We start from the raw sequence: 22,321 nt of genomic DNA, 5'->3' as shown, positions 1-22,321 counted from the left end.
GCAGACTGAACAGTCGCAAGGTTTTGACTCTCGACGACTGGCACTGCCAGCCAGGGTTCATCCAGCCAGAACCAGCAACATCAAACAGGCGTCAGATAGCGGTTTCTGAAAAAACAGAGGCCGGGGAATCCCCGGCCGCAGTCAGCTTCAAAACACCAGATGTCCGATGCACATGCGTTGGTTTGCATCAGTTCACATCGGTCGACAAACGTGGACCAAAATCTTTCAGCGACAAAACATCGTCAGCAAAACCGGCTTTGATCACGGCCATTGGCATACCGTAGATCACACAACTGGCTTCGTCCTGGGCCCAGATATGGCCACCTGCCGATTTCAGAAGACGCGCACCTTCGCGGCCATCAGCCCCCATACCAGTCAGTACAATCCCGAGGGTTTTGGAGCCAAAGTGTTTGGCCGCAGAAGCAAACGCGATATCTACGCTGGGGCGATAGTTCACACGTTCGTCACTTTCACGGATACGGATCACCGGCGACCCACGATTCTCGAGCATCAGTTGCATACCGCCTGGAGCCACATACACGTTGCCCGCCACAATGCGGTCGCCTTCAACGGCTTCACGGACGTTCATGGAGCTGATGCTGTTCAGACGTTCAGCAAAGGCTTTGGTAAACGACGCTGGCATATGCTGGATAATCACAATCGGAATCCGGAAGTCCGGTGCCAGACTGCGAAACAGGGTTTGTAGCGCGGCAGGTCCCCCGGTTGAGGTGCCAATCATAATCAGCTCGATACCACTCAAGCGACTGCGACGTGGTGCAGGCGCAGGAGCAATCGGCGCTGGGGCAACAGGTGCCGCCGCTGGCCTGGCAATCGGAGCTGGGGCTATTGGAGCAGCCGGTCTGGGGACTGGAGCCGGTTCTGGCTCGGGTTCACCGCGGCCCTGACGGCTTTGTGAAACCGCCACAATTTTTTCGGTAAGCGTACGGCGCATTTCTGCCGTGCCCTTGGCAACGGCATCGAAGTTTTTCGGCAGATAATCCAGAGCACCGGCATCCAGCGCATCCAGAGTTACCCGTGCCCCTTCGAACGACAGTGATGAAAACATCAGTACCGGTACTGGCCGCCGCAGCATGATATTGCGCAGCGCGGTAATGCCATCCATAACCGGCATCTCGTAATCCATGGTGATCACATCCGGCTTCAGCTGATCGTTCAGCTCAATCGCTTCACGACCATTAGAAGCATCGCCGATCACCTTCATACGAGGATCGGCGTTGATCATGTCGGAAACACGGCGCCGGAAAAAACCGGAGTCGTCCACTACCAGCACACGAATGGTCATATCCTTCAGATTCCTTCAGAAAATCCGGTTACGCCGCCGATGATCGACGTGCCGCGTAACGATTAAGCATGCTGGGGATATCCAGAATCAGGGCGATCCGTCCATCACCTGTGATGGTTGCCCCCGCCATACCGGCAGTCCCCTGCAGCATTTTTCCGAGCGGCTTGATGACCACCTCTTCCTGGCCAATCAACTGATCCACTACAAAACCGACACTCAGGGTTCCGACCTGCACCACCACTACGTGGCCACTGGCATCCTTGCGGGAACCGGACTCGCCCCGAATCAGCCAGCGTTTGAGGTGAAACAGCGGAATCGGTTTTTCCCGTACCACCACCACTTCCTGTCCGTCGACGATATTGGTCTGGGTCAGATCCAGGTGGAAAATCTCGTTCACGCTCACCAGCGGGAAAGCAAATGCCTGGTTTTTCAGCATCACCATCAGGGTTGGCATAATCGCCAGAGTCAGCGGCACCTTGATACGAATGATGGTGCCGATGTTCTGACGAGACTCGATGCTGATGGTGCCGTTGAGCTGGGCGATTTTGGTCTTCACCACGTCCATGCCCACACCTCGACCGGATACATCCGAAATCTCATCCTTGGTGGAGAAACCCGGCGCAAAAATCAGGTTAAAACATTCCGCTTCTGACAAACGATCTGCGGCATCCTGGTCCATCAACCCCTTCTCAACAGCCTTGCGACGCAGGATATCCGGATTCATGCCGCGGCCATCGTCCTGAATCAGCAGCAGAATATGGTCACCTTCCTGTTCGGCTGACAGCACTACCGTGCCAACACGCGGTTTGCCAATGGCTTCACGCTCTGCCGGGGTTTCAACCCCATGGTCTACCGAGTTACGTACCAGGTGCACCAACGGGTCCGCCAGCGCTTCTACCAGGTTCTTGTCGAGGTCAGTTTCTTCACCCCGCAGTTCGAGGTTGATTTCTTTCTTGAGCTGGCGCGCCAGGTCCCGAACCACCCGAGGGAAACGACCAAACACTTTCTTGATCGGCTGCATGCGGGTTTTCATCACCGACGCCTGCAGATCACCGGTAACCACATCGAGGTTGGCTACGGCCTTGGCCATGGATTCGTCCTGGCTCTTGAGACCCAGACGCACCAGACGGTTCCGCACCAGTACCAGCTCGCCCACCATGTTCATGATGTCGTCGAGACGTTTGGTATCGACACGCACAGTCGTTTCGGATGCTTCCTTGTCGACTTTACGACCTCCATCTCCCCCCAAACCACCACCGCCCCCAAAACCACCACTACCACTACCACTACCAGTAATCTCAGGATCTGTTGTTGGTCTAACTGGCAATGGCCGTATCTTGGCTTCGGAGGGCTCAACTGCGGCAACTACCCGCTGAGGAGCTGACGGAGAGGTGTCTTCAATAGCCACAGGAGCAGCTACCGGAGCAGGATCTGACATCGGCGCAAAGGAATGTTTGCCCTTGCCATGCAAGCGATCAAGCAACTCTTCAAATTCAGAATCAGTGATCAGATCATCACCGACTACGCTTACTGACGTTTCAGTTGCCAATACAGGCTCAACAACGGGCTCGACAGACGTAGCCTTTATACCAGGAGCACCACTGTGCTTGCCTTTACCATGAATCTGATCAAGTAAAGCTTCGAATTCGTCCTCGGTGATTTCGTCGCTTTCGTTTGTCACACTGACCGGCTCATCAAACAGGTCATCCACCGATGCAGAGGATTTTGCTATATCAATCGCAGGGGAAGGACTATCGCTATCCAATGCCGACAACAATTGTTCAAATTCGTCATCAGTGATATCACCCTTACCCAAAGGCACTGATGCAACAACTGGATCGCTGCCAACCACCACCGATTCAGGCTCGAAAGCCATCGGTTCAGGTTCAGGTTCAGGCAAGGTAGCCTGAACTGCCATTTCATCGGCCGACTGAGGCTTGGCCAGCTTATGCAACCGCTCAATAAGGCCATGGTCGGCTGGTGGCGGTGTATTGCCAGAGCGGACGTCATCGAACATTTCGTTGACAGTATCCAGCGCCTGCAGCACCACATCCATCAAGTCGGGGTTTACACTGCGCAAACCATTACGAAGCGTGTCAAACACGTTTTCAGCGGCGTGACAGCAATCAACCAGAGCGGTCAGTTGCAGAAAACCTGCCCCGCCTTTTACAGTGTGGAAACCACGGAAGATGGCATTGAGCAAATCCTTGTCGCCCGGTCGTTGTTCAAGATCCACCAACTGTTCGGACAGCAGCTCCAGAATCTCACCGGCTTCTACCAGAAAGTCCTGAAGGATTTCTTCATCAGCATCGAAGCTCATTCACCAGCTCCTTTAAAAACCTAGACTCGACAACAGATCATCCACGTCGTCCTGGCTGGCAACAACGCCCTCACAGTCGGGATTTATCTGTGGTCCTTCCGCTGCAATAGCATCAATTTCTTCAGCCAGATCAGATTCCGAGTCCAACTCCGAGAAGCCCCGGTGACTGACTCCAGTAATAGAGTCTATTGTTCCAGCCATAACCACCAGATTTACCAACCTGGATTCAACATCCCGAACCAGTTTGCCAACCCGCTGAATTACCTGGCCAGTGAGGTCCTGAAAATCTTGAGCAAGCACGATTTCACTCAACTGGTTTTGCAACTGGCGCGATTGATCGGCACTCTGGCCAAGAAACTCACCAATATCCCGAGTCAGAACCCTGAACTCATCAGGGCGTAGTTCCTTATTCAGAAAGCGTTGCCAACGCATTTGCAGCTCAGCTGCCCGCTCATTGATAACACTTGCCAGCGGCATACTGGCATCGACCAAATCCATTGTGCGGTTAGCTGATTTGTCCGTCATTTCAATGACGTATGCCAATTTATCGGTAGCACTATGAATTTCTGAACCGGCTCCCACCGATTCGATGTTCAGATTCTTGATCGCTTCATGCAGTGCTCGGGTCAGACGCCCGATCTCCTGATAAAGCGTCTGTTCCCTGACATCGTTCATACGGTCAACCAGTGCTACTGCGTGACCCAACTGGCCATTCTCAATTCGGGAGACCATCTCCCGAGCGAGATCTTTCATGGCTTCACTGGTATCCGGCAGATCGTAGTCCTGTTTCATATGGGGCATCGCGGTCTCTTCCGGTTAGCCTTCGACACGCTCAAAGATTTTTTCGATTTTTTCTTTAAGCACCGCTGCAGTGAATGGCTTCACCACATAGCCGTTGACCCCGGCCTGAGCCGCCGCCACGATCTGCTCTCGTTTTGCCTCCGCCGTTACCATCAGTACCGGCAGATGTCGTAAACGTTCGTCAGCCCGTACCTTGCGCAGCAGGTCAATCCCGGTCATGCCTGGCATATTCCAGTCAGTCACCAGAAAATCGAAATCCCCCTGCTGCAACATGGGCAAGGCCGTAGAACCATCGTCTGCTTCAGCGGTATTGGTAAACCCAAGATCCCGCAACAGATTCTTGACAATACGTCTCATCGTAGAAAAATCGTCAACGATGAGGATTTTCATGTTCTTGTTCAAAACGACCTCCAATATTCGACTCTGTCTTTCAAGCCGTTTCTGTTGAGCGGTGAAAACCGTTCTGCCTCAGGGCTCTATCCAGAGTGTAGACGCTGCTTGTCGGTTATCCAGTGAAGGCAATAACCATCGGCATCGACGCCACTCTAGTCTTGCCAACCGCCCAGACGGGCGCGTAACCGATGGGCAGCCTGACTGTGGATCTGGCATACCCGCGATTCACTGACGCCCAGTACAGCGCCAATTTCCTTGAGATTGAGTTCTTCGTCGTAATACAGCGACAACACCAGCTGCTCACGCTCAGGCAGGCTGCGGATGGCATCGGCCAGCTGCTGCTGGAAATGCTGACGCTCAATGCTGCTGGAGGGGTTGTCGTCTTCTGACAGAAAGCTGTCGAGCCCCTGGTCGTTGTTCTCCAGAACCTCTTCAAAGCTGAACAGCCGACAGGTAGCGCTGTCCTTGAGTACACCGTGATATTCATCCGGACTCATGCCCAGTCGTTCAGCGACCTCGGCGTCTTCGGCATCACGGCCTTTTTCATTCTCAATTTGTTGTATCGCTTCACTGATACGTCGCGAATTACGGTGTACCGAACGCGGTGCCCAGTCGCCACGGCGAATTTCGTCCACCATCGCCCCGCGGATACGGATACCGGCGTAGGTTTCGAAACTGGCGCCTTTTTCGCCGTCGTACTTACGGGCGGCTTCCAGCAAACCGATCATGCCCGCCTGGATTAGGTCGTTAAGCTGCACCGTATCGGGCAGCCGCCCCATCATGTGATGAGCAATCCGCTTGACGAGGGTGGCATGCGTTCTGATCCGCTCATCCACCTTCTGTTTTTCAACTTCGGCATACGCCAGACAACTGCTCTGGACCACGACTCATACTCCGACCTGTTGTTGCACCAGTCGATCCACGAAAAACTCCAGATGACCACGCGGCGTTTGCGGCAGCGGCCAGGCGTCCACTTTTTTGGCGAGCCCCCGGAAGGCGATGGAGGCACGGGCACGTGGATACACATCAATCACTGCTTTTTGACGCTGAACGGCACGCTTGACGGCATCATCAAAAGGAATTCCCCCTACGTACTGCAGGGCGACATCGAGGAATCGGTCCGTTACCTTGGTTAACTTGGCAAACAGGGCATGGCCGTCCTGCGGAGTACGAACCATGTTGGCGACAATCCGGAAACGGAACAGACCGTAGTCCCGATTGAGCAGCTTGATCTGAGCGTAGGCGTCGGTGATCGAGGTGGGTTCGTCGGTCACCACCAGGATGACCTCCTGGGCGGCGCACACAAAATTGATAACGGTGTCAGAGATACCAGCGGCGGTATCGACAATCAGCACGTCGATGTCGTCACCCAGGTCGCTGAAGGCCTGAATCAGACCGGCGTGCTCCATGGTATTCAGCTGTGACAGCCGCTGGGTGCCAGAGGCGGCCGGCACAATACGGATACCACCCGGGCCCCGAACCATGACCTCCCGGAGATCACACTCTCCAGCCAGCACATGCTCGATGGTGCGGTTGGAGCTGATTCCCAACAGAATGTCGATGTTGGCAAGGCCGAGGTCGGCGTCCAGCACCACAACCCGTCGGCCCAGCTCGGCAAGCGCGATGGCCAGATTCACCGACACATTGCTTTTACCAACTCCACCCTTGCCACCAGTGACTGCAATTACCTGAACCGGGTGCTTAGCCATAATTACTGTACTCCGTGTTGTGAACCTGCTGGACGAGGAGCCAGGCCCATGGCCTCGGCTGCCTGCCAGCGGGTGCGCGCCATACGCGCCATCTGTTCTGCGAGTTTGACCAGCTTGCCTGCTTCGGGGTAATGCAGGTCATCCGGGATATGAGGTCCATCGGTAATCAGCACGATGGGCAGACGGGTCAGAGCGGCAATGCTCATGGCCGGGCCAAGGCTGAAACACTCATCCAGTTTGGTGAAAATACAACCAGCCAAACCGGCGGGTTTGAAGTGTTCATAGTTCTCCTGCAGGCAGCGTCCCTGGCTAGTCAGTGGCAAGGTCAGCAAACAGCGCATACGGCCATTTTTGGTATTACGATTACCAACCTCTTTCAGCATAGCCAATTGTTCGCGAAACGAGCTGTCCTGACTGGCCAGACCGGCGGTGTCCACCAGCACGGTCTTTTTATTACCGAGACGGGTCAGTACACCGCCTAGGTCTTCCCCGGCAGGCACGGTATGGAGTTCAACGCCAAGAATACGAGCCACCGAGCGCAGCTGGTCGTGGGCGGCCACGCGGTAGTTATCAATGGTGACCAGCGCAACCGATTCGGGGCCATGCTGAATCACAGCACGCGCCGCCAGCTTGCCAATGGTGGTGGTTTTACCAGCACCGGTTGGGCCCAGCAGGGCGAATACCCCACCCTTGTCGAGGCTGCCAGCACGGGCGATAGGCAGATCCTGAGCCATCTGCCGCAGCGCCAGTTTCCAGGAGTCGTCCGGGTCCAGATCCGCATTGGTTTGCGCCACAATCCGGTCAGACCAGGCTGGTTCGAGGCCCACGTCCTGACAACGCTGCCATAACTGCGATTGTTTCCAGGTCAAAGGACGGCCGGTATCCCAGGCATTGCCGCCATGGCTGACCATCCAGTTCTTGAGTTCACTGAGTTCGTTATTGAGCTTTTCAATCAGGCGGGAGACGCCATCGTCGTCCATCATGCTGGCGCGACCACTATCACGACCATCACGACCGTCACGACCAACCGGCTCCAGATCCCAATCGGTTAATGCCTTGCGAGCGGCTTCCAGATCGGGATCGAGCAGTGGATGACGCTGACGCTCGCGCTGCTGGCGTTCGCGTTGCTGCTGCAATTCACGCAATTGACGTTCGGTTTCTTCACGTCGGGCCGCACGGCTGCGCCCCACCGGCGCTACCAGCGATTCACGGACTGGCTGCGGACGGGATTCGCGTACCGGTTCACGAGAAGATTCACGACGGGGCTCCATCAGCTGCTCACGCAGATCAGACGCGCGCGCCTGCATCATGGAGTTTTCCTGCTGTTGGCGATAAGCCGCCGCTGCACTTTGCTCAGGGCCTCGCACGTTGCGACTGAAATCGCGCGCCTGCTCCAGCTCCTGCTGCAGTTGTAACTGGCGCTCAACCTCACGGCTTTGGCGTGGTTGAGGTTGATCATTCTGATAGTCGAGGGCAGCCACGACCTCAAAACCTTCCGGCACTTTTTTGCTCGACAGGATAACCGCGTCTGCGCCCAGCTCCTGGGACACCAGGCGCAATGCCTGCTGCATGTTGGCTCCGGTGAAACGTTTTACTTTCATAGGACGATCTCGCTGGTTATCTATCTGTCAAAAAAGCGTCCTGCGCCGTTGGTTTTCTGTCATCTCTATCACTAGCGTTTGCCACCGATAGACGCGGCGATGGTGATGCTCTTGTTGTCCGGAATTTCCTGATACGCCAGCACATGCAGGCTTTCGATACTGTTCCGAACAAACTGCGCCATCGCTGCACGCAACTGGCTGGTGACCAGCAGTACCGCCGGGTTACCGGCCATTTCCTGGGACTGCGCGGCCTCTGCCAGAGAGCGCTGCAAGTTGTCTGCCATGGCTGGTTCAAGTACCAGACCAGCCTGACCGCCATTCTGCTGCGCCTGTTGCAATGACTGTTGATATGACTTAAGCAAGAGCTGTTCCAATCCTGGGTCGAGGGTCAAAACCGGCAGCTCATCCGCATGGCCAAAGATGTTCTGGATGATCAGGCGGCGCAGACCCATACGGGCGGCCCCGGTCAGAACGGCAGGATCTTGACTATTGCCAGGCATGTTCGCCAAAGATTCGGCAATGGAACGCATATCGCGGATAGGCACCCGCTCGCGCAGCAGGTTCTGCAGCACCAGCAGCAGCTGGCTGACGTTGAGGCGGTTTGGCACCAGTTCTTCCGCCAGTTTTGGCGAATTCTTGGCGAGCATATCGAGCAGCTGCTGAACGTCTTCATGACCCAGCAGTTCATGAGAATGGCGATTGAGTTTCTGATTCAGGTGGGTAGCAATCACGGTACTGGCATCCACCACCGTGTAACCCAGCGTCTGCGCCCGTTCTTTCTGGGCAGCGTCAATCCAGAAGGCATCCATACCAAACGCCGGGTCCTTGGCGGCAATACCGTCAATCTTGCCGAACACTTCACCGGGGTTAATGGCCAGATCACGCTCCGGGTAGACATCGGCTTCGGCCAACGTCACCCCCATCAGGGTAATGCGGTACTGGTTCGGCAACAGATCGAGGTTGTCACGGATATGCACCGACGGCATCAGGAAACCCAGTTCCTGCGACAACTTGCGGCGAACACCTTTAATGCGGTTGAGCAGCTGACCACCCTGATGTTTGTCGACCAGTGGAATCAGGCGATAACCCACTTCCAGTCCAACCCGGTCGACCGGCTCAACGTCATCCCAGCCCAGCTCTTTCACTTCCATCTGCTTGATGGCGGCTTCGGCTTTTTCACGCGGAGCTTCCAGCGCCGTACCCGGTTTGCCAGGAGCAGGCAACGCCGGATCACTCTTGGGTTTGCCGCCCAGACGTTTGACCACCGCATCACCGAGCTGACCACCTTCCTTCTTGTAACGAATGCTGTAGGCCAGAACCCCGGACACCGCAGCAGCACTGAGGAACACCGCATGTGGCATTCCCGGCACGACCCCCATCAAGAACATCAGGCCAGCAGAAACCCCCAACGCTTTGGATGAACCAAACATCTGGCCCATCACCTGTTCACCCATGTCTTCTTCGCCGCCATTACGGGTCACCATAATGGCCGTCGCGGTCGACAGCAGTAACGACGGAATCTGCGCCACCAGACCGTCACCGATGGCGAGCAGGGTGTACACCGAAACCGCATCACCAAAGCTCAGGCCATGCTGGCCCATACCAATGGCAAAACCGCCCACCACGTTGATGATCAGAATCAGGATACCGGCAACGGCGTCGCCCTTTACGAATTTGCTGGCACCGTCCATGGAACCGTAGAAGTCGGCCTCGGCAGCCACTTCGGCACGGCGAGTCTTGGCCTGATCCGCATCGATCAGACCCGCATTGAGGTCGGCGTCGATGGCCATCTGTTTGCCGGGCATCGCATCCAGAGTGAAACGGGCGCTCACTTCCGACACCCGTCCCGCACCTTTGGTCACCACCACAAAGTTGATGATCATCAGAATGGTGAACACCACCAGACCCACTGCGTAGTTACCACCGATCAGCACTTCACCAAAAGCAGCGATTACCTTACCGGCGGCATCCCCCCCTTCATGACCTTCCATCAGCACCACACGGGTAGAGGCAACGTTCAGTGCCAGTCGCAACAGGGTGGCGACCAGCAGGATCGTCGGGAATATGGCGAAATCGAGTGGGCGGCGCGCATACACCGATACCAGCAACACCACAATCGACAAGGCAATGTTGAAGGTAAAAAAGACGTCCAGCAGCAAGGGCGGCATCGGCAGGGTCATCATGCCCAGCAACACCACCAGCATCAGCGGGATACTCAGATTACCTTGCGCCAGTAGCGACGCCACGGCGCGTAACTGATCGAGTACCTGCACTCGGGAAACCGTTGCCATAGACCTATCCGTCAAAAAAACCGAGACATCGGGGTCTATCGCAAGAAGCGGGCCTGATTTGGCCCGCGATCAGAGAAAAGCCGAAGAAAGACGAAGAAAGCTGAAGAAAGACGAAGTGGAACCGTCGCCCTGGTATTAATTACCCGAGCGCCGTCAGTGAGCCACCAGTATTGGTCTGGTGGTGCGAATCCTGCGACGGTTTCCCAGCCACGGAGTCGCGACTGCTGGCGGACTCAACCGGCATCTGCGCCTCGGTCAGCTGCAACAAGCGCTGCTGCATAACACTGGCTTCCATTTCATCCCGACACAAACGACGAGTCAGCGCCAGAAATCCGCCCAGGGCCAGCAGCAACACGGCACAGGCCACCAGAATCGCCACCGGATAATAAAGGTTACCGGCGAGATCCAGCTGGCTGTACTTGATGATCATGATCAGCGCTTCCAGCACCAGCGCAATACAGACCGTCCCCACAAACCGGGTGATGGTGCGGCGAATACTCAGGAAAATACTCTCCCCGGCTTCTTCCGCGGTGTATTCCTTGCCAACCCCAAGGCCCAGTTCATACATCGCCAGCGCAATCACCAGCGTGTTGATCGAACGAATCAGCAGGCTGACCAGATCATCCTTGCCATCCAGCAATCCCTGGGCAAACAACCCCAGCGTTTTCACCAGCAACAACAAGGCAATCACATGAAAGACCAGTGCAAACATCATGGCGACACCGGTTTTGTATTGATGGAACATCCTTAAATCTCCCCTAGGGACACTCTGAATAACTCTGCACAGCTCTGCGCGAGTGCTGCAGCGCGTATGAGCAAGGCGACGAACGCAGCGAAATGACGAGTCCTTTTCAAGTTCGTCAACACCGCTCAAATGCGCTGCAGCCCGCGCCCTTCGGGGCTTTCGGGATGGTGATGACTCGGTGTCGCCGGTTTTCGACGTAGCCCGCTATGCCATCAAACCGGCTTCGTGATTCATCACCATCCCGATAAGCCAGAGCGGGCACCGAGTTATTAAGAGGGTCCCTAGCCGTTCACAACGACGGCGCCGCACGGCCACCGCCATTATCGAATGTAACCTGCAATGCGACTGGCAAAAGTCTTCAGGGTTCCGGATTGTTGCTGAAAGATCCATCAAATTGGCGAGTCGAGTCCGAAAAATCGCGAAATACGAAACAATTCCGCACAGCAATGGTCGCAACTCATTCTGCCTCAGGGTCATAATCGGGACTTTGTATTAAGGAGGCTTGTTGTTATGCCATCAAATCTGAAACAAAAAGCACTGGCGACTCTGGTTGCTGGCAGTCTTCTGACCCAACTGACCGCCTGCGGCACCATCCTTTACCCAGAACGCAAAGGCTCTGCCGGTGGCCGTCTGGATATTGGCGTGGTAGCACTGGACGCGATTGGTTTGCTGTTCTGGTTCGTACCGGGGGTGGTTGCTTTTGCAGTCGACTTCGTTACTGGCGCAATTTACTTGCCGGGTGGCCGCCATGCGTATGTTGATCCGGTCGAGCTGGAACGTCTGCGTCAGAATAATGACATCAACGCCGATAGCCTGACCCGTCTGATTGATGCCCGCACCGGCAGCAAACTGTCGGCTGTGGATATGGACTGGCAAGTACGTGCGGTGGGTTCCGATACTGAACTGGCCAGACTGATGCAGCCATATAACCTGTCAGCCGCCACCGTAGCGCTGGCCCCGCATTAATCCTGAGCAACCGCATTAATACTGATCGATGGCTGGCGCATAAAAAATACCAGCCAATCGTTATATCACTGAAATAAAAATGGCCGGATTACCGGCCATTTTTATTACTGCAGCCAATATCGGCTATTCGATATCGGCAAACTCTGGCAACCCAACCCGTCAGAGCGACCCGACGATTATTTCAGGGTTTTCAGGAAAGAGATCAGGTAATCCTGCTCAGCCTTGTCAGTGATGGCAACGTGACGCATACGAGTGCCAGGAACCAGCTTCTCGTTGTCAGTTACCCACAGACGCAGGTTGTCTTCAGTCCAGGTCAAGCCAGACGCTTTCATCGCGTCAGAGTAGGCAAAACGTGGCAGTGATGCGGCTTTACGGCCAACCACGCCAGTCAGGCTAGGACCAAAAGTATTTTTGCTGGTATCTTCAGAGTGGCAAGCGTGGCAACGCTGGGCGAACACTTGCTGACCCGCCGCGGCTTGCATTTCTTCATCGGCCTGGACACCCATGGCAGCGACCATCATCAGACCAGCCAATACAGTCTTGTTCATAATGAAACTCCTGTTTTCCACAGTTGATAAATCTGATGAATCCAGTTTATGAGTGTTCTGGATAAGCACATCCTGTACTTCGGTACTGTTCCGGGGGTAGTCATGCTCCAGGTCAAAAAAATGCATCTTGTGGGCAATAAAAAGTCCTTTACGCCCTCTCATGAAAATGAAAAAACACAGCATTCCCAACAAGATAGATTGTTATCTGCAATATTTTTGCAATAAAAAAGGCCCCGATAACCGGAGCCTTTTTTGACAAACATCACTGCAAGGGACCCTCTGAATAACTCGGTGCCCGCTCTGGCTTATCGGGATGGTGATGAATCACGAAGCCGGTTTGATGGCATAGCGGGCTACGTCGAAAACCGGCGACACCGAGTCATCGCCATCCCGAAAGCCCCGAAGGGCGCGGGCTGCAGCGTGTTTGAGCGGTGTTGACGAACTTGGAAAGGACTCGTCATTTCGCTGCGTTCGTCGCCTTGCTCACACGCACTGCAGCACTCGCGCAGAGCTGTGCAGAGTTATTCAGAGTGTCCCTAACTTACACAGAAGATAGCTGTCAGCAGGAGATACTTACTTGTTAGTCTGGAAGTATTCCTTGGTGAGGCGGAACACCACTGGACTCAGCAGGATCAGGGCAACCAGGTTAGGAATCGCCATCAGAGCGTTCAGGGTATCCGCCAGCAACCAGGCGAAATCCAGACCAACCAGAGCACCTACCGGTACACTCATAATCCACAGCAGACGGAATGGCAGGATCGCTTTCACACCGAACAGGTACTCGGCACAACGCTCACTGTACACAGCCCATCCCAGAATGGTGGTGAAGGCAAAGATAGCCAGGGATACCGCAACGATGTAATCACCAGCAGCAGGCAAAGCCGCAGAGAAAGCCGCTGAGGTCAGGGCGGCACCGGAAGCACCGGAAGTCCAGACACCGGAAGTCACAATCGCCAGACCAGTGATAGAACAGATGATGATGGTATCCAGGAAGGTACCCAGCATGGCAATCAGACCCTGACGAACCGGGTCTTTGGTTTGGGAGGCTGCGTGAGCGATTGGCGCTGAACCCAGACCAGCTTCGTTAGAGAACACACCACGAGCCACACCGTAACGGATAGCAGCCCAGACAGCCGCACCAGCAAAACCACCTTCAGCCGCAGTACCGGTAAAAGCCTGGGTGAAAATCAGTTCCAGAGCGTGTGGGATTTCAGCAGCGTTAATGGCCAGAACCACCAGACCAGCGGCCAGGTAACCAACCGCCATCAGAGGCACCAGCGCTTCAGCAACAGAGCCGATACGCTTGATACCACCCAGCAGCACACCACCGGTCAGAACCATCATGACCAGACCGGAAATCCATACTGGCACACCAAAAGTGGTTTCAATCACAGAAGCAACCGAGTTGGACTGTACGGTGTTACCGATACCAAAACCGGCCAGAGTACCGAACACAGCAAACAGGGTCCCCATCCAGGCCCAGTTTTTACCCAGACCGTTCTTGATGTAGTACATCGGGCCACCCACGTGGTTACCGTCTTCATCCACTTCACGGTATTTCACCGCCAGCACGGCTTCCGCGTATTTGGTCGCCATCCCTACCATGGCAGTACACCACATCCAGAACAGCGCACCTGGGCCGCCCAGGAATACGGCTGTTGCCACACCTGCAATGTTACCGGTACCCACAGTGGCTGACATCGCAGTCATCTGTGCCTGGAACGGGCTGATATCCCCTTCCTTGCGATCCCCCTCGGTAGTCTCACGACCTTGCCACATCAGTCGGAAACCCAGACCGATTTTCATGAATGGCATCATTTTCAGACCAAGGTTGAGAAACAGGCCAACGCCGAGAATCAGCACCAGCATTACTGGTCCCCACACCACCCCGTTAACGGCGTTAATCCAGCCGGTAATCAATTCCATATTTTTGCTCCATCGACTTTGTAATTTTTTGTTATTGGTCGCCGGTGTTTCCGGTCCGACTCTACGTTCTGCAGCCAGACAACCGCCGTTTTGACCCATGTTTGGGGTCGCCACAGCCCGTACTCGTGTTGACTGACTGCCAAATAAGCTATTGCAAAGTTAGTGGATGATGGTGGGGAAAATCATAAATTTTCAGAGGACTCCTCTGATTTCTTTAAAAACTCTGGTGAATAAGTCTAAAAAAAAACCAAAATAACAATGAGTTGGCAAAGTTGACATACTATCAGGGTAAGAATTCGCCAACACCAAGGTATATAAGGTTTATCGGTGTGTATCAACACACTGTTCCAATGCCTACTTAAAGGCTCTATTAAGAGCCATTAAATCACTGAAAAAACCATCAAACAGAACTTTCTGTCATATCTGCAACGGTGGCCATGAATCGAAAAAACGGCCGCCTACGTCCCTGACAAGAACATAAAAGGGCCTAAAAAGAGTGCAAAACACATAAAAAAAACGCCGGTCGGATAACCCTGACCGGCGTTTTCGAGAAAACTGAAACTGTAAAAATTACAGCTGGTCAGCAGACTCGGACAGGTACTTGGCAACGCCTTCCGGAGAAGCAGTCATACCCTTGTCGCCTTTGTTCCAGCCGGCTGGGCAAACTTCACCGTGAGCTTCATGGAATTGCAGAGCTTCAACCAGACGAACCAGTTCGTCGATGTTACGGCCCAGTGGCAGGTCGTTGATGTTGGAAGCACGTACCACGCCTTCCTTGTCGATCAGGAACGCGCCACGCAGAGCAACACCACCAGCAGTTTCTACGTCGTAGGCTTTGCAGATGCCGTGATCGATGTCAGCAGCCATGGTGTATTTCACCGCGCCGATACCACCAGCGTTAACAGCGGTGTTACGCCATGCATTGTGGGTGAAGTGGGAGTCGATAGAAACAGAAACTACTTCCACACCCAGTTCAGCGAACTTGTCCATACGCTTGTCCAGAGCGATCAGCTCGGATGGGCACACGAAGGTGAAGTCCAGTGGGTAGAAGAACACCAGAGCATATTTGCCCTTGGTGGCTTCAGCAAAGTTGTACGCGCCAACGATGGAACCATCGCCCAGTACCGCAGGAACAGTAAAATCAGGGGCTTTCTTGCCTACCAATACGCTCATGTATCTCACTCCATTTACAGTTTTTGGATTGGCGGTCGTCACTACCGCCACAAACAACGTTCCAGCATCATACAAGTGAAAAGCGGCATGGCAAGCGAGGGCTATCGGGCAATCCGTGCCTGATTGTTTTTGGCAATGGAACAGATAGCCCATACCTATTGGCAAGTTTAATGCTGTCTATTACCCGTTCAATCAGGCGTCAGAACACCGAACTATCCCATCAAATTCCGGCAGCAAACGTTGACCTTTCAACCCTGTCGCCGTGAAATGACGGCCATTAACGGAACGAGTGCTTCATGACCAACAGCGACGACCACACCAACCCCTACCACCATGGCAATCTGCATCAGGCCTTGCTGGAAGCAGCCGTCACCGAACTGCGTAACGGCAGTGTTGAACAGCTGAGCCTGCGAGCACTGGCACGCCATGTGGGAGTATCCCAGGCCGCGCCCTACCGTCACTTCAAGGACAAGGACGACCTGCTGGCACAACTGGCGATCTGGAGTTTTGACGAGTTGACCGCTGCCCTTGGCGAGGCCAGTTCAGAACAGCCGGACCGACCACTGCGCCAGCGCCTGCGTGCCTGTGGTGAAGCCTACATTCACTACGCACTGGCACATCCGGAAAAATACCGCCTGATGTTTGGCCGCTTCCTGCCCGACCGCCATCTCAACCCAGCGCTGCACAGCAGTGGTGAACGTGCTTTTATGGTGTTGGTAAATCTGATTCGTCAGGGTGTTGATGAAGGCACCCTGATCAACCACGACCCGCAACTTCTGGCGTTTCATCTGTGGTCGAGTATTCACGGTCTGTCATCGTTGCTGATCGATGACTTCGACCAATGCCACGATGGGTATAACGAGTGTGAACGCCAGCAGCTGATTCAATCGAATCTCGACCTGCTGGGTTCCGGGATCATCCCCGCCATATTGCCCTGAATAACCGTCAGAGGCTGCCGCTCAGCCTCGCAGCCACTGTTCGATATCAACACGATGAGGAATCGAACCGCTGTGCACCACCACACCATCAATCACCACCGCCGGAGTGCTCATTACTCCGTAGGTCAGCAGCGCCTGCGGTGAGGTCTCTTTGCGCAGATCAACCTCCACGTTCAGCTCACTGGCAATGGCACCAATACTGTCGGCGGTTTTCTGACACTTGCTGCAACCACTGCCCAATACTTCGATCACTTTCATATCCAACCCCTTGTGCCCACATAACCCGTAGCGGTCCCCCGCTCCGGTAAAAAAGCGTGCCATTGCATGATCTACAGCCATGATGCCGCCAGATTCAGTAACCAGCCCATCAACGTGAATGACACCAGCAGGATCACCAGCAACAAGGCCAATAACCGCCACTGCATCACCTGCTTCAGTAAAATAAATTCGGGAAAACTGGCCGCCACCGTACTCATACAGAACGCCAGCGTGGTGCCAACCGGCAGACCGTGACGGATCAGGCTCTCCATCACCGGAATCACCCCGGTGGCATTGGAATACAGCGGAATCCCCAGCAGCACGGCCATCGGCACCGACCACCACTGGCCATCCCCGAGATGATCAGCAATCCAGCCTTCAGGAACATAACCATGTAACGCCGCGCCCATACCGACACCAATCAGCACCCACTTCCACACCCGGCCAAAAATCTCGAATGCCTCGTCACGGGCAAATTCATGACGCTCCTGCCAACTGATGCGTTGCTCCGGCAGATTCAGGCGCGTTTGCGGCTGCTGACGGGCACGCACCAACGCATCCGCCGCAAACGACTGCAACCAGCGTTCAGCCCCGAGTGCATCCAGCAACACACCACCCAGAATGCCCACCAGCATCCCGGCCAGCACATACACCAGTGTCAGCTTCCAGCCCAACAGACTGACCAGCAGCACCACCGCCACTTCGTTGATCAGCGGCGAGGTCAACAAAAACGCCATGGTGATACCGATCGGAATCCCCGCCGAACTGAAACCCAGAAACACCGGAATACTGGAGCAGGAACAGAACGGTGTAATAGCACCGAACATCGACGCCAGCCCGTAACCACTGGCCCGGCTACGCCCCTCCAGAAAAGCGCGAACCCGCTCAACCCGCAATGACGCTCGCGCCAGGGCCACCAGATAAATCATGACCACCAGCAACACCAGAATCTTGCTGACGTCTTCCGCAAAGAAGTGCAACGCCTGGCCCAGACGGGATTGTGAATCCAGACCCAGCTGCTCATACACCAGCCAGGTCGCCAGCGTGGTAAACCATTGCAGCATGGGAACCTCTATATATGCCGCTATCGTTATATAGAGTGTGCTTGCCTGAGCGGCTGTTCATCTTGATCTGCAACAGCTTCCCGAAGTTTTGGCCGACCGACAGGCGACAAAAAGCCCGCCGGGCGAACCTCGGCGGGCTTTGATTCAACAGCAATGCGTATTAACGCTGGGAAATCATCAGATCCGGAAACGCGATACCGTACCGCGCAGCTTGTCTGCGACCCGGTTGAGTTCACCAGCATCACGATTCAGCCCCAACGCCCGGCCATGAGTCGCCGTGGTTTCGCCGTTTACGTCGGTGATATTGCGGTTGATCATCACCGATACCTGCTGCTGCTCTTCCGCTGCCGCTGCAATTTGCTGGGTCATATCGTGAATACGACTGACCGACGACTCGATCGACTCAAACACCTGACGGGTCTGCTCAGTGGCCGACATGGTTTTGCCAGAGTGTTGCAAGGTGCTGTCGAGTTTGCTGGCCACCGATGCGGTACGTGTTACCAGCGATGCAATCATCGAGTCGATTTCAGCGGTGGAATCGGCAGTGCGCCCGGCAAGTGTACGCACTTCATCTGCCACCACCGCAAATCCGCGGCCTTGTTCACCGGCACGTGCCGCTTCAATCGCCGCGTTAAGCGCCAGCAGGTTGGTCTGTTCAGCAATCCCCCGAATGGTGTCGAGAATACTGGTGATATTGCGCGACTCTTCGGCCAAAGCCTTCATGGCCTGGTTGGAATCTTCAATACCGGAGGTCAACGACTGCACGGCCACTACCGAGCTGTCGATATGCCGTTTGCCGTCGTACACATACTGGCGGCTTTCCTGCGCCGAGGCCGCCGTTTCGGTGCAGCTACGCGCCACATCTGATGTAGTAGAGACCATCTCATTAAAAGAAGTGGCTACCTGCTCCATGATTTCGGTCTGGTGTTTGGAGCTTTGTGCCATTTCGTTAGCAATACGAGCACCGTTACCAGCCTGCTGACTGACATCTTGCGAGGTGCGGGTAATGTCCTGTACCAGTTGATGAATCATGGCCACAAAACGGTTAAACGAACGCGCCATCTGTGACAACTCGTCAGAACCCGCTTCCGGCAAACGACGAGTCAGATCACCCTCACCATTGGCAATTTCTTCCATACGCTTGGTCATAATGGCTATCGGGTTGGCAATCCGATTACTGAACCACACGCCAACAACAGCAAACGCAGCAATCACCACCAGCGCCACCATAATCACTTGCAGCTGGAAAGTGTTGGCGGCGGCAAATACTTCAGACTCCGGAATCAAACCCAGCAGGGTCCAGCCGGTAGCCGAGTCCTGATAGCGGGATACCAGCCATTGCTGATTGGCCAGAGATACCTGCATCAGTGAACCGTTCGCCATGCCTTGATAATCAGCGCCCAGCGTACTGACCGCCTTGAAGTTGTTCGCCGGCGTGGTCGGATCGGCCAGCACTACACCGCTGTTCTCGATCAGAATCAGATAACCCTTTTCGCCAAAGCGCACGGTCTGGACGATCTCGGTCAATTTGGCCAACGACATATCCATGCCAATCACCCCTTTCAAACCACTTTTGGTGGTAAAGGTATGCAACGACGGATACATAGGATTACCGGTAATAATGTCAGCGTATGGCTCGCCCAGTAATGGTTTGCCAGGCGCTGCTTCTGCGGCCTTGTACCAGGGACGACGAGTCGGGTTGTAGTTGCCCATCTCGGCGCTTGGCCATTGGACAAATCCGCCATGCTCAAGACCGGCATACACATAGGTCAGGCTTGGATTCTGTTTACCGAAAGCTTCCATCAACGCATAGGCACGTTGCTCCGCTTCACCACCGACAGACGGGTCCATCATCCGCTTTTCACCTTCGTAGGTGGTAACCGATGAATCAAGATCCAGAATGGCCTCACTGTTGGCGAAAAACGCCACGCTCTGAGCCAGCCCAGTCAAAAAGGTATCAAAAGTTTTACTGATCTGCGCCATTTGATGTTGAGCGTTGGAACGGAACTCCTGTTCAGCACCAACACGAAACTCGCGAATCGCAATCAGGGTGGTAATTAACATTGGCAGTATTACAGCAGCCAGCATAATCAGAATCAGTCGTGCCCGGATCGTCATAGAAGGATCCCCGAAGAAAATTAATGAATCTTCTGAAGCGTAGACGAGGGATTTCCACTGCGCTTGTTGCTCCCCTGAAAAAGACTGGACGGTCGTTATTTGGCAAGTGCTGTCGATGATCCTGATCAGGATCTGATCCACAGGCCACAGCACTATCTCAGCGGTTACCAACGACACAGCGGAGTTCAGCGCGGAGTGGCAGGCACAGGGCTCATGGATAAATTCAACAACAATTTTTTCAGGGCTACTGCCCAAAAACCGGCCTGAGCCTGTATAATTGCGGCCCTTTTTTCAGTGCCGGACGGCTCAGGTTGTCTGGCAGAACAGTGACCAATCACAGACGACAGTCCCTCACTCAGGTGCTGCCGCAGACAGGAAGACTCATGGCAAAACGTACTGCGCTTTATGACAAACACCTCGAAGCGAACGCCACGATGGTCGATTTCGCCGGCTGGGATATGCCTGTTAATTACGGCTCCCAGATTCAGGAACACAATGCAGTGCGCCAGAACGCCGGTATGTTCGATGTGTCGCACATGACCATCGTTGATGTGTCCGGTTCTGACTCTACCGATTACCTGCAAAAGCTGCTGGCCAACGACGTTGCCCGCCTGAAAGAAAAAGGCAAGGCACTGTACAGCGGCATGCTGAACCAGGACGGCGGCGTGATCGACGACCTGATCGTTTACAAGGCCGACAACGGCTACCGTCTGGTGGTGAACTCCTCTACTCGCGCCAAAGACCTCGAGTGGATGCAGAAGCAGATGCTGGGCTTCTCCAACCTGAGCCTGACCGAGCGTCCAGAACTGGCCATGGTTGCCGTTCAGGGCCCGGAAGCCATCGCCAAGGTGAAACTGGTCAAGCCGGAAGCCGCGGTTGCCATCGACGGCCTGAAAGTATTCCAGGGTCGCCCACAGGCTGAATGGTTCTACGCCCGCACTGGTTACACCGGTGAAGATGGTCTGGAAATCATGATCCCGGAAGCCGAAGTCGCTGCTTTCTGGCAATCCCTGCTGGAAGCCGGTGTACAACCATGTGGTCTGGGTGCCCGTGACACCCTGCGTCTGGAAGCCGGTATGAACCTGTACGGCAACGACATGGACGAAACCATCAGCCCGCTGCAGGCTGGCATGGGCTGGACCATCGCTTGGGAACCGGCTGATCGTCAGTTCATCGGCCGTGCCGCTCTGGAAGCTGAAAAAGCCGCTGGTGTTGCCAACAAGCTGGTTGGTCTGGTTCTGGAAGGCCGTGGCATCATGCGCTCCCACCAGAAAGTGATCATTGATGGCGTTGGTGAAGGTGAAGTGACCTCCGGTACTTTCAGCCCATCACTGGAATGCTCCATCGCCATGGCCCGCGTACCGGTTGCCACCGGTGAAACCTGCCAGGTTGAGATTCGCGGCAAACTGATCCCGGCTCGCGTCGTCAAACTGCCTTTCGTTCGTAACGGCAAGAAAGTTTACGAATAATCAAACTGAACATCACAACGGATAAACGACGGCTGCGCTTTCGCCGCCGTCAGGAATCCGTAAAATGCACCACCATTAACAATCCTGAACCCTAATTGTGTTGCTCTTTAACCGCGTTACCGACTCTCCGGCGCTGTCCGCCATTACTGGCCAGCCGGCAGCCATAACGCGCTGAGCACCACCAAAGCCTGGAGACAAGCAATGGCTAACGTTCCTGCAGATCTGAAATACGTTGCATCCCACGAGTGGATCCGCGTAGAAGCCGACGGCACCGTGACTATCGGTATTACCGACTTTGCCCAGGGCGCTCTGGGTGACGTGGTATTCGTAGACCTGCCAGAAGTCGGCACCGAAGTGGCCGCTGAAGCGGACATCGCCGTGGTTGAATCTGTAAAAGCCGCTTCCGACATCTACGCTCCGCTGGCTGGCACCATCGTTGCCATCAACGAAGACCTGGTAGACGCTCCGGAACAGGTGAACGAAGACCCGTACGGCGCTGCCTGGTTCTTCAAGCTGAAGCCAGCCAACGCGGCTGACCTCGACGCCCTGCTGGACGCCGACGCTTACACCGCTCTGTGCGAAGGCTGATCAGCCCCGGCTGATCGCCAGGGGTGAGCTTCTGAGGCGCATCCCTTGATGCGCCCGCCACGGCGGGCAGCATCTGCAATATCCAGAATTCTGAAGCGCGCCATCAGCCA

At 54.9% G+C, this 22,321-nt stretch carries 19 protein-coding genes; 4 read left to right on the top strand and 15 right to left on the bottom strand.

The features are described from left to right. Positions 1 to 187 precede the first annotated feature (187 nt). The 9 genes from OUO13_RS07980 to OUO13_RS07940 form a co-directional block, all read right to left on the bottom strand. Positions 188 to 1,303: a protein-glutamate methylesterase/protein-glutamine glutaminase gene (locus OUO13_RS07980; protein ID WP_283173343.1), complete on the bottom strand. Its 1,116-nt coding sequence runs from the start codon at positions 1,301 to 1,303 to the stop codon at positions 188 to 190. 28 nt (positions 1,304 to 1,331) lie between these two features. After that, the gene (locus OUO13_RS07975) at positions 1,332 to 3,623 is read right to left on the bottom strand and encodes a chemotaxis protein CheA (RefSeq protein ID WP_283173342.1); all 2,292 of its coding nucleotides are present in this window, start codon (positions 3,621 to 3,623) and stop codon (positions 1,332 to 1,334) included. Between the two features lie 12 nt (positions 3,624 to 3,635). Continuing rightward, the gene (locus OUO13_RS07970) at positions 3,636 to 4,415 is read right to left on the bottom strand and encodes a protein phosphatase CheZ (protein ID WP_283173341.1); all 780 of its coding nucleotides are present in this window, start codon (positions 4,413 to 4,415) and stop codon (positions 3,636 to 3,638) included. Positions 4,416 to 4,439: 24 nt separating this feature from the next. Beyond that, positions 4,440 to 4,814 carry a chemotaxis response regulator CheY gene (gene cheY / locus OUO13_RS07965; RefSeq protein WP_428982326.1) on the bottom strand — a complete coding sequence of 125 codons (375 nt, stop codon included), beginning with the start codon at positions 4,812 to 4,814 and terminating at the stop codon, positions 4,440 to 4,442. A gap of 155 nt (positions 4,815 to 4,969) precedes the next feature. Next, complete coding sequence (locus tag OUO13_RS07960; protein ID WP_283173339.1) at positions 4,970 to 5,701, bottom strand: RNA polymerase sigma factor FliA; 732 nt, start codon at positions 5,699 to 5,701, stop codon at positions 4,970 to 4,972. A 3-nt stretch (positions 5,702 to 5,704) separates the two neighbouring features. Next, positions 5,705 to 6,526 carry a MinD/ParA family protein gene (locus OUO13_RS07955; protein WP_428982324.1) on the bottom strand — a complete coding sequence of 274 codons (822 nt, stop codon included), beginning with the start codon at positions 6,524 to 6,526 and terminating at the stop codon, positions 5,705 to 5,707. Between the two features lie 2 nt (positions 6,527 to 6,528). After that, positions 6,529 to 8,127 carry a flagellar biosynthesis protein FlhF gene (locus OUO13_RS07950; RefSeq protein WP_283173338.1) on the bottom strand — a complete coding sequence of 533 codons (1,599 nt, stop codon included), beginning with the start codon at positions 8,125 to 8,127 and terminating at the stop codon, positions 6,529 to 6,531. A gap of 71 nt (positions 8,128 to 8,198) precedes the next feature. Further along, on the bottom strand, positions 8,199 to 10,418 hold the full coding sequence (flhA, locus tag OUO13_RS07945) for a flagellar biosynthesis protein FlhA (RefSeq protein ID WP_283173337.1): 2,220 nt from the start codon (positions 10,416 to 10,418) through the stop codon (positions 8,199 to 8,201). Positions 10,419 to 10,557: 139 nt separating this feature from the next. Further along, complete coding sequence (locus tag OUO13_RS07940; protein ID WP_283173336.1) at positions 10,558 to 11,163, bottom strand: hypothetical protein; 606 nt, start codon at positions 11,161 to 11,163, stop codon at positions 10,558 to 10,560. Positions 11,164 to 11,673: 510 nt separating this feature from the next. Between OUO13_RS07940 and OUO13_RS07935 the strand changes: the two genes are divergently transcribed. Beyond that, a complete protein-coding gene (locus OUO13_RS07935) occupies positions 11,674 to 12,129 on the top strand; it encodes a hypothetical protein (RefSeq protein WP_283173335.1) in 456 nt (151 codons plus the stop codon). Positions 12,130 to 12,305: 176 nt separating this feature from the next. On the opposite strand, the gene OUO13_RS07930 is transcribed toward OUO13_RS07935, so the two are convergent. The 3 genes from OUO13_RS07930 to OUO13_RS07920 all read right to left on the bottom strand — a co-directional run bounded on the left by OUO13_RS07930 (position 12,306) and on the right by OUO13_RS07920 (position 15,776). Then, entirely contained in the window at positions 12,306 to 12,677 is a 372-nt protein-coding gene (locus OUO13_RS07930; protein WP_283173334.1) for a c-type cytochrome, read from the bottom strand. Between the two features lie 573 nt (positions 12,678 to 13,250). Then, positions 13,251 to 14,603: an alanine/glycine:cation symporter family protein gene (locus OUO13_RS07925; protein WP_283173333.1), complete on the bottom strand. Its 1,353-nt coding sequence runs from the start codon at positions 14,601 to 14,603 to the stop codon at positions 13,251 to 13,253. A gap of 570 nt (positions 14,604 to 15,173) precedes the next feature. After that, the gene (locus OUO13_RS07920; RefSeq protein WP_283173332.1) at positions 15,174 to 15,776 is read right to left on the bottom strand and encodes a peroxiredoxin; all 603 of its coding nucleotides are present in this window, start codon (positions 15,774 to 15,776) and stop codon (positions 15,174 to 15,176) included. Positions 15,777 to 16,072: 296 nt separating this feature from the next. Here OUO13_RS07920 and OUO13_RS07915 point away from each other — a divergent pair, with 296 nt between their 5' ends. Beyond that, positions 16,073 to 16,714 carry a TetR/AcrR family transcriptional regulator gene (locus tag OUO13_RS07915; protein WP_283173331.1) on the top strand — a complete coding sequence of 214 codons (642 nt, stop codon included), beginning with the start codon at positions 16,073 to 16,075 and terminating at the stop codon, positions 16,712 to 16,714. A gap of 21 nt (positions 16,715 to 16,735) precedes the next feature. Here OUO13_RS07915 and OUO13_RS07910 read toward each other — a convergent pair whose 3' ends face one another. The 3 genes from OUO13_RS07910 to OUO13_RS07900 form a co-directional block, all read right to left on the bottom strand. After that, positions 16,736 to 16,972 (bottom strand): thioredoxin family protein, encoded by a 237-nt coding sequence (locus OUO13_RS07910; protein ID WP_283173330.1) that lies wholly within the window; start codon positions 16,970 to 16,972, stop codon positions 16,736 to 16,738. Positions 16,973 to 17,043: 71 nt separating this feature from the next. Continuing rightward, positions 17,044 to 18,036 carry a permease gene (locus tag OUO13_RS07905; RefSeq protein ID WP_283173329.1) on the bottom strand — a complete coding sequence of 331 codons (993 nt, stop codon included), beginning with the start codon at positions 18,034 to 18,036 and terminating at the stop codon, positions 17,044 to 17,046. Positions 18,037 to 18,213: 177 nt separating this feature from the next. Further along, positions 18,214 to 20,154 (bottom strand): methyl-accepting chemotaxis protein, encoded by a 1,941-nt coding sequence (locus OUO13_RS07900; RefSeq protein ID WP_283173328.1) that lies wholly within the window; start codon positions 20,152 to 20,154, stop codon positions 18,214 to 18,216. 383 nt (positions 20,155 to 20,537) lie between these two features. On the opposite strand from OUO13_RS07900, the gene gcvT reads away from it, so the two are divergent. Then, complete coding sequence (gene gcvT, locus OUO13_RS07895; RefSeq protein WP_283173327.1) at positions 20,538 to 21,623, top strand: glycine cleavage system aminomethyltransferase GcvT; 1,086 nt, start codon at positions 20,538 to 20,540, stop codon at positions 21,621 to 21,623. Positions 21,624 to 21,824: 201 nt separating this feature from the next. After that, positions 21,825 to 22,211, top strand: a complete 387-nt coding sequence (gene gcvH / locus OUO13_RS07890) for a glycine cleavage system protein GcvH (protein ID WP_283173326.1) — start codon at positions 21,825 to 21,827, stop codon at positions 22,209 to 22,211. Positions 22,212 to 22,321: the final 110 nt, after the last annotated feature.

It is taken from the genome of Parathalassolituus penaei, from assembly GCF_026626885.1.
GTDB classification, from domain to species: Bacteria; Pseudomonadota; Gammaproteobacteria; order Pseudomonadales; family Oceanobacteraceae; genus Oceanobacter; species Oceanobacter penaei.
This window is presented reverse-complemented; position numbering and strand designations above follow the sequence as displayed.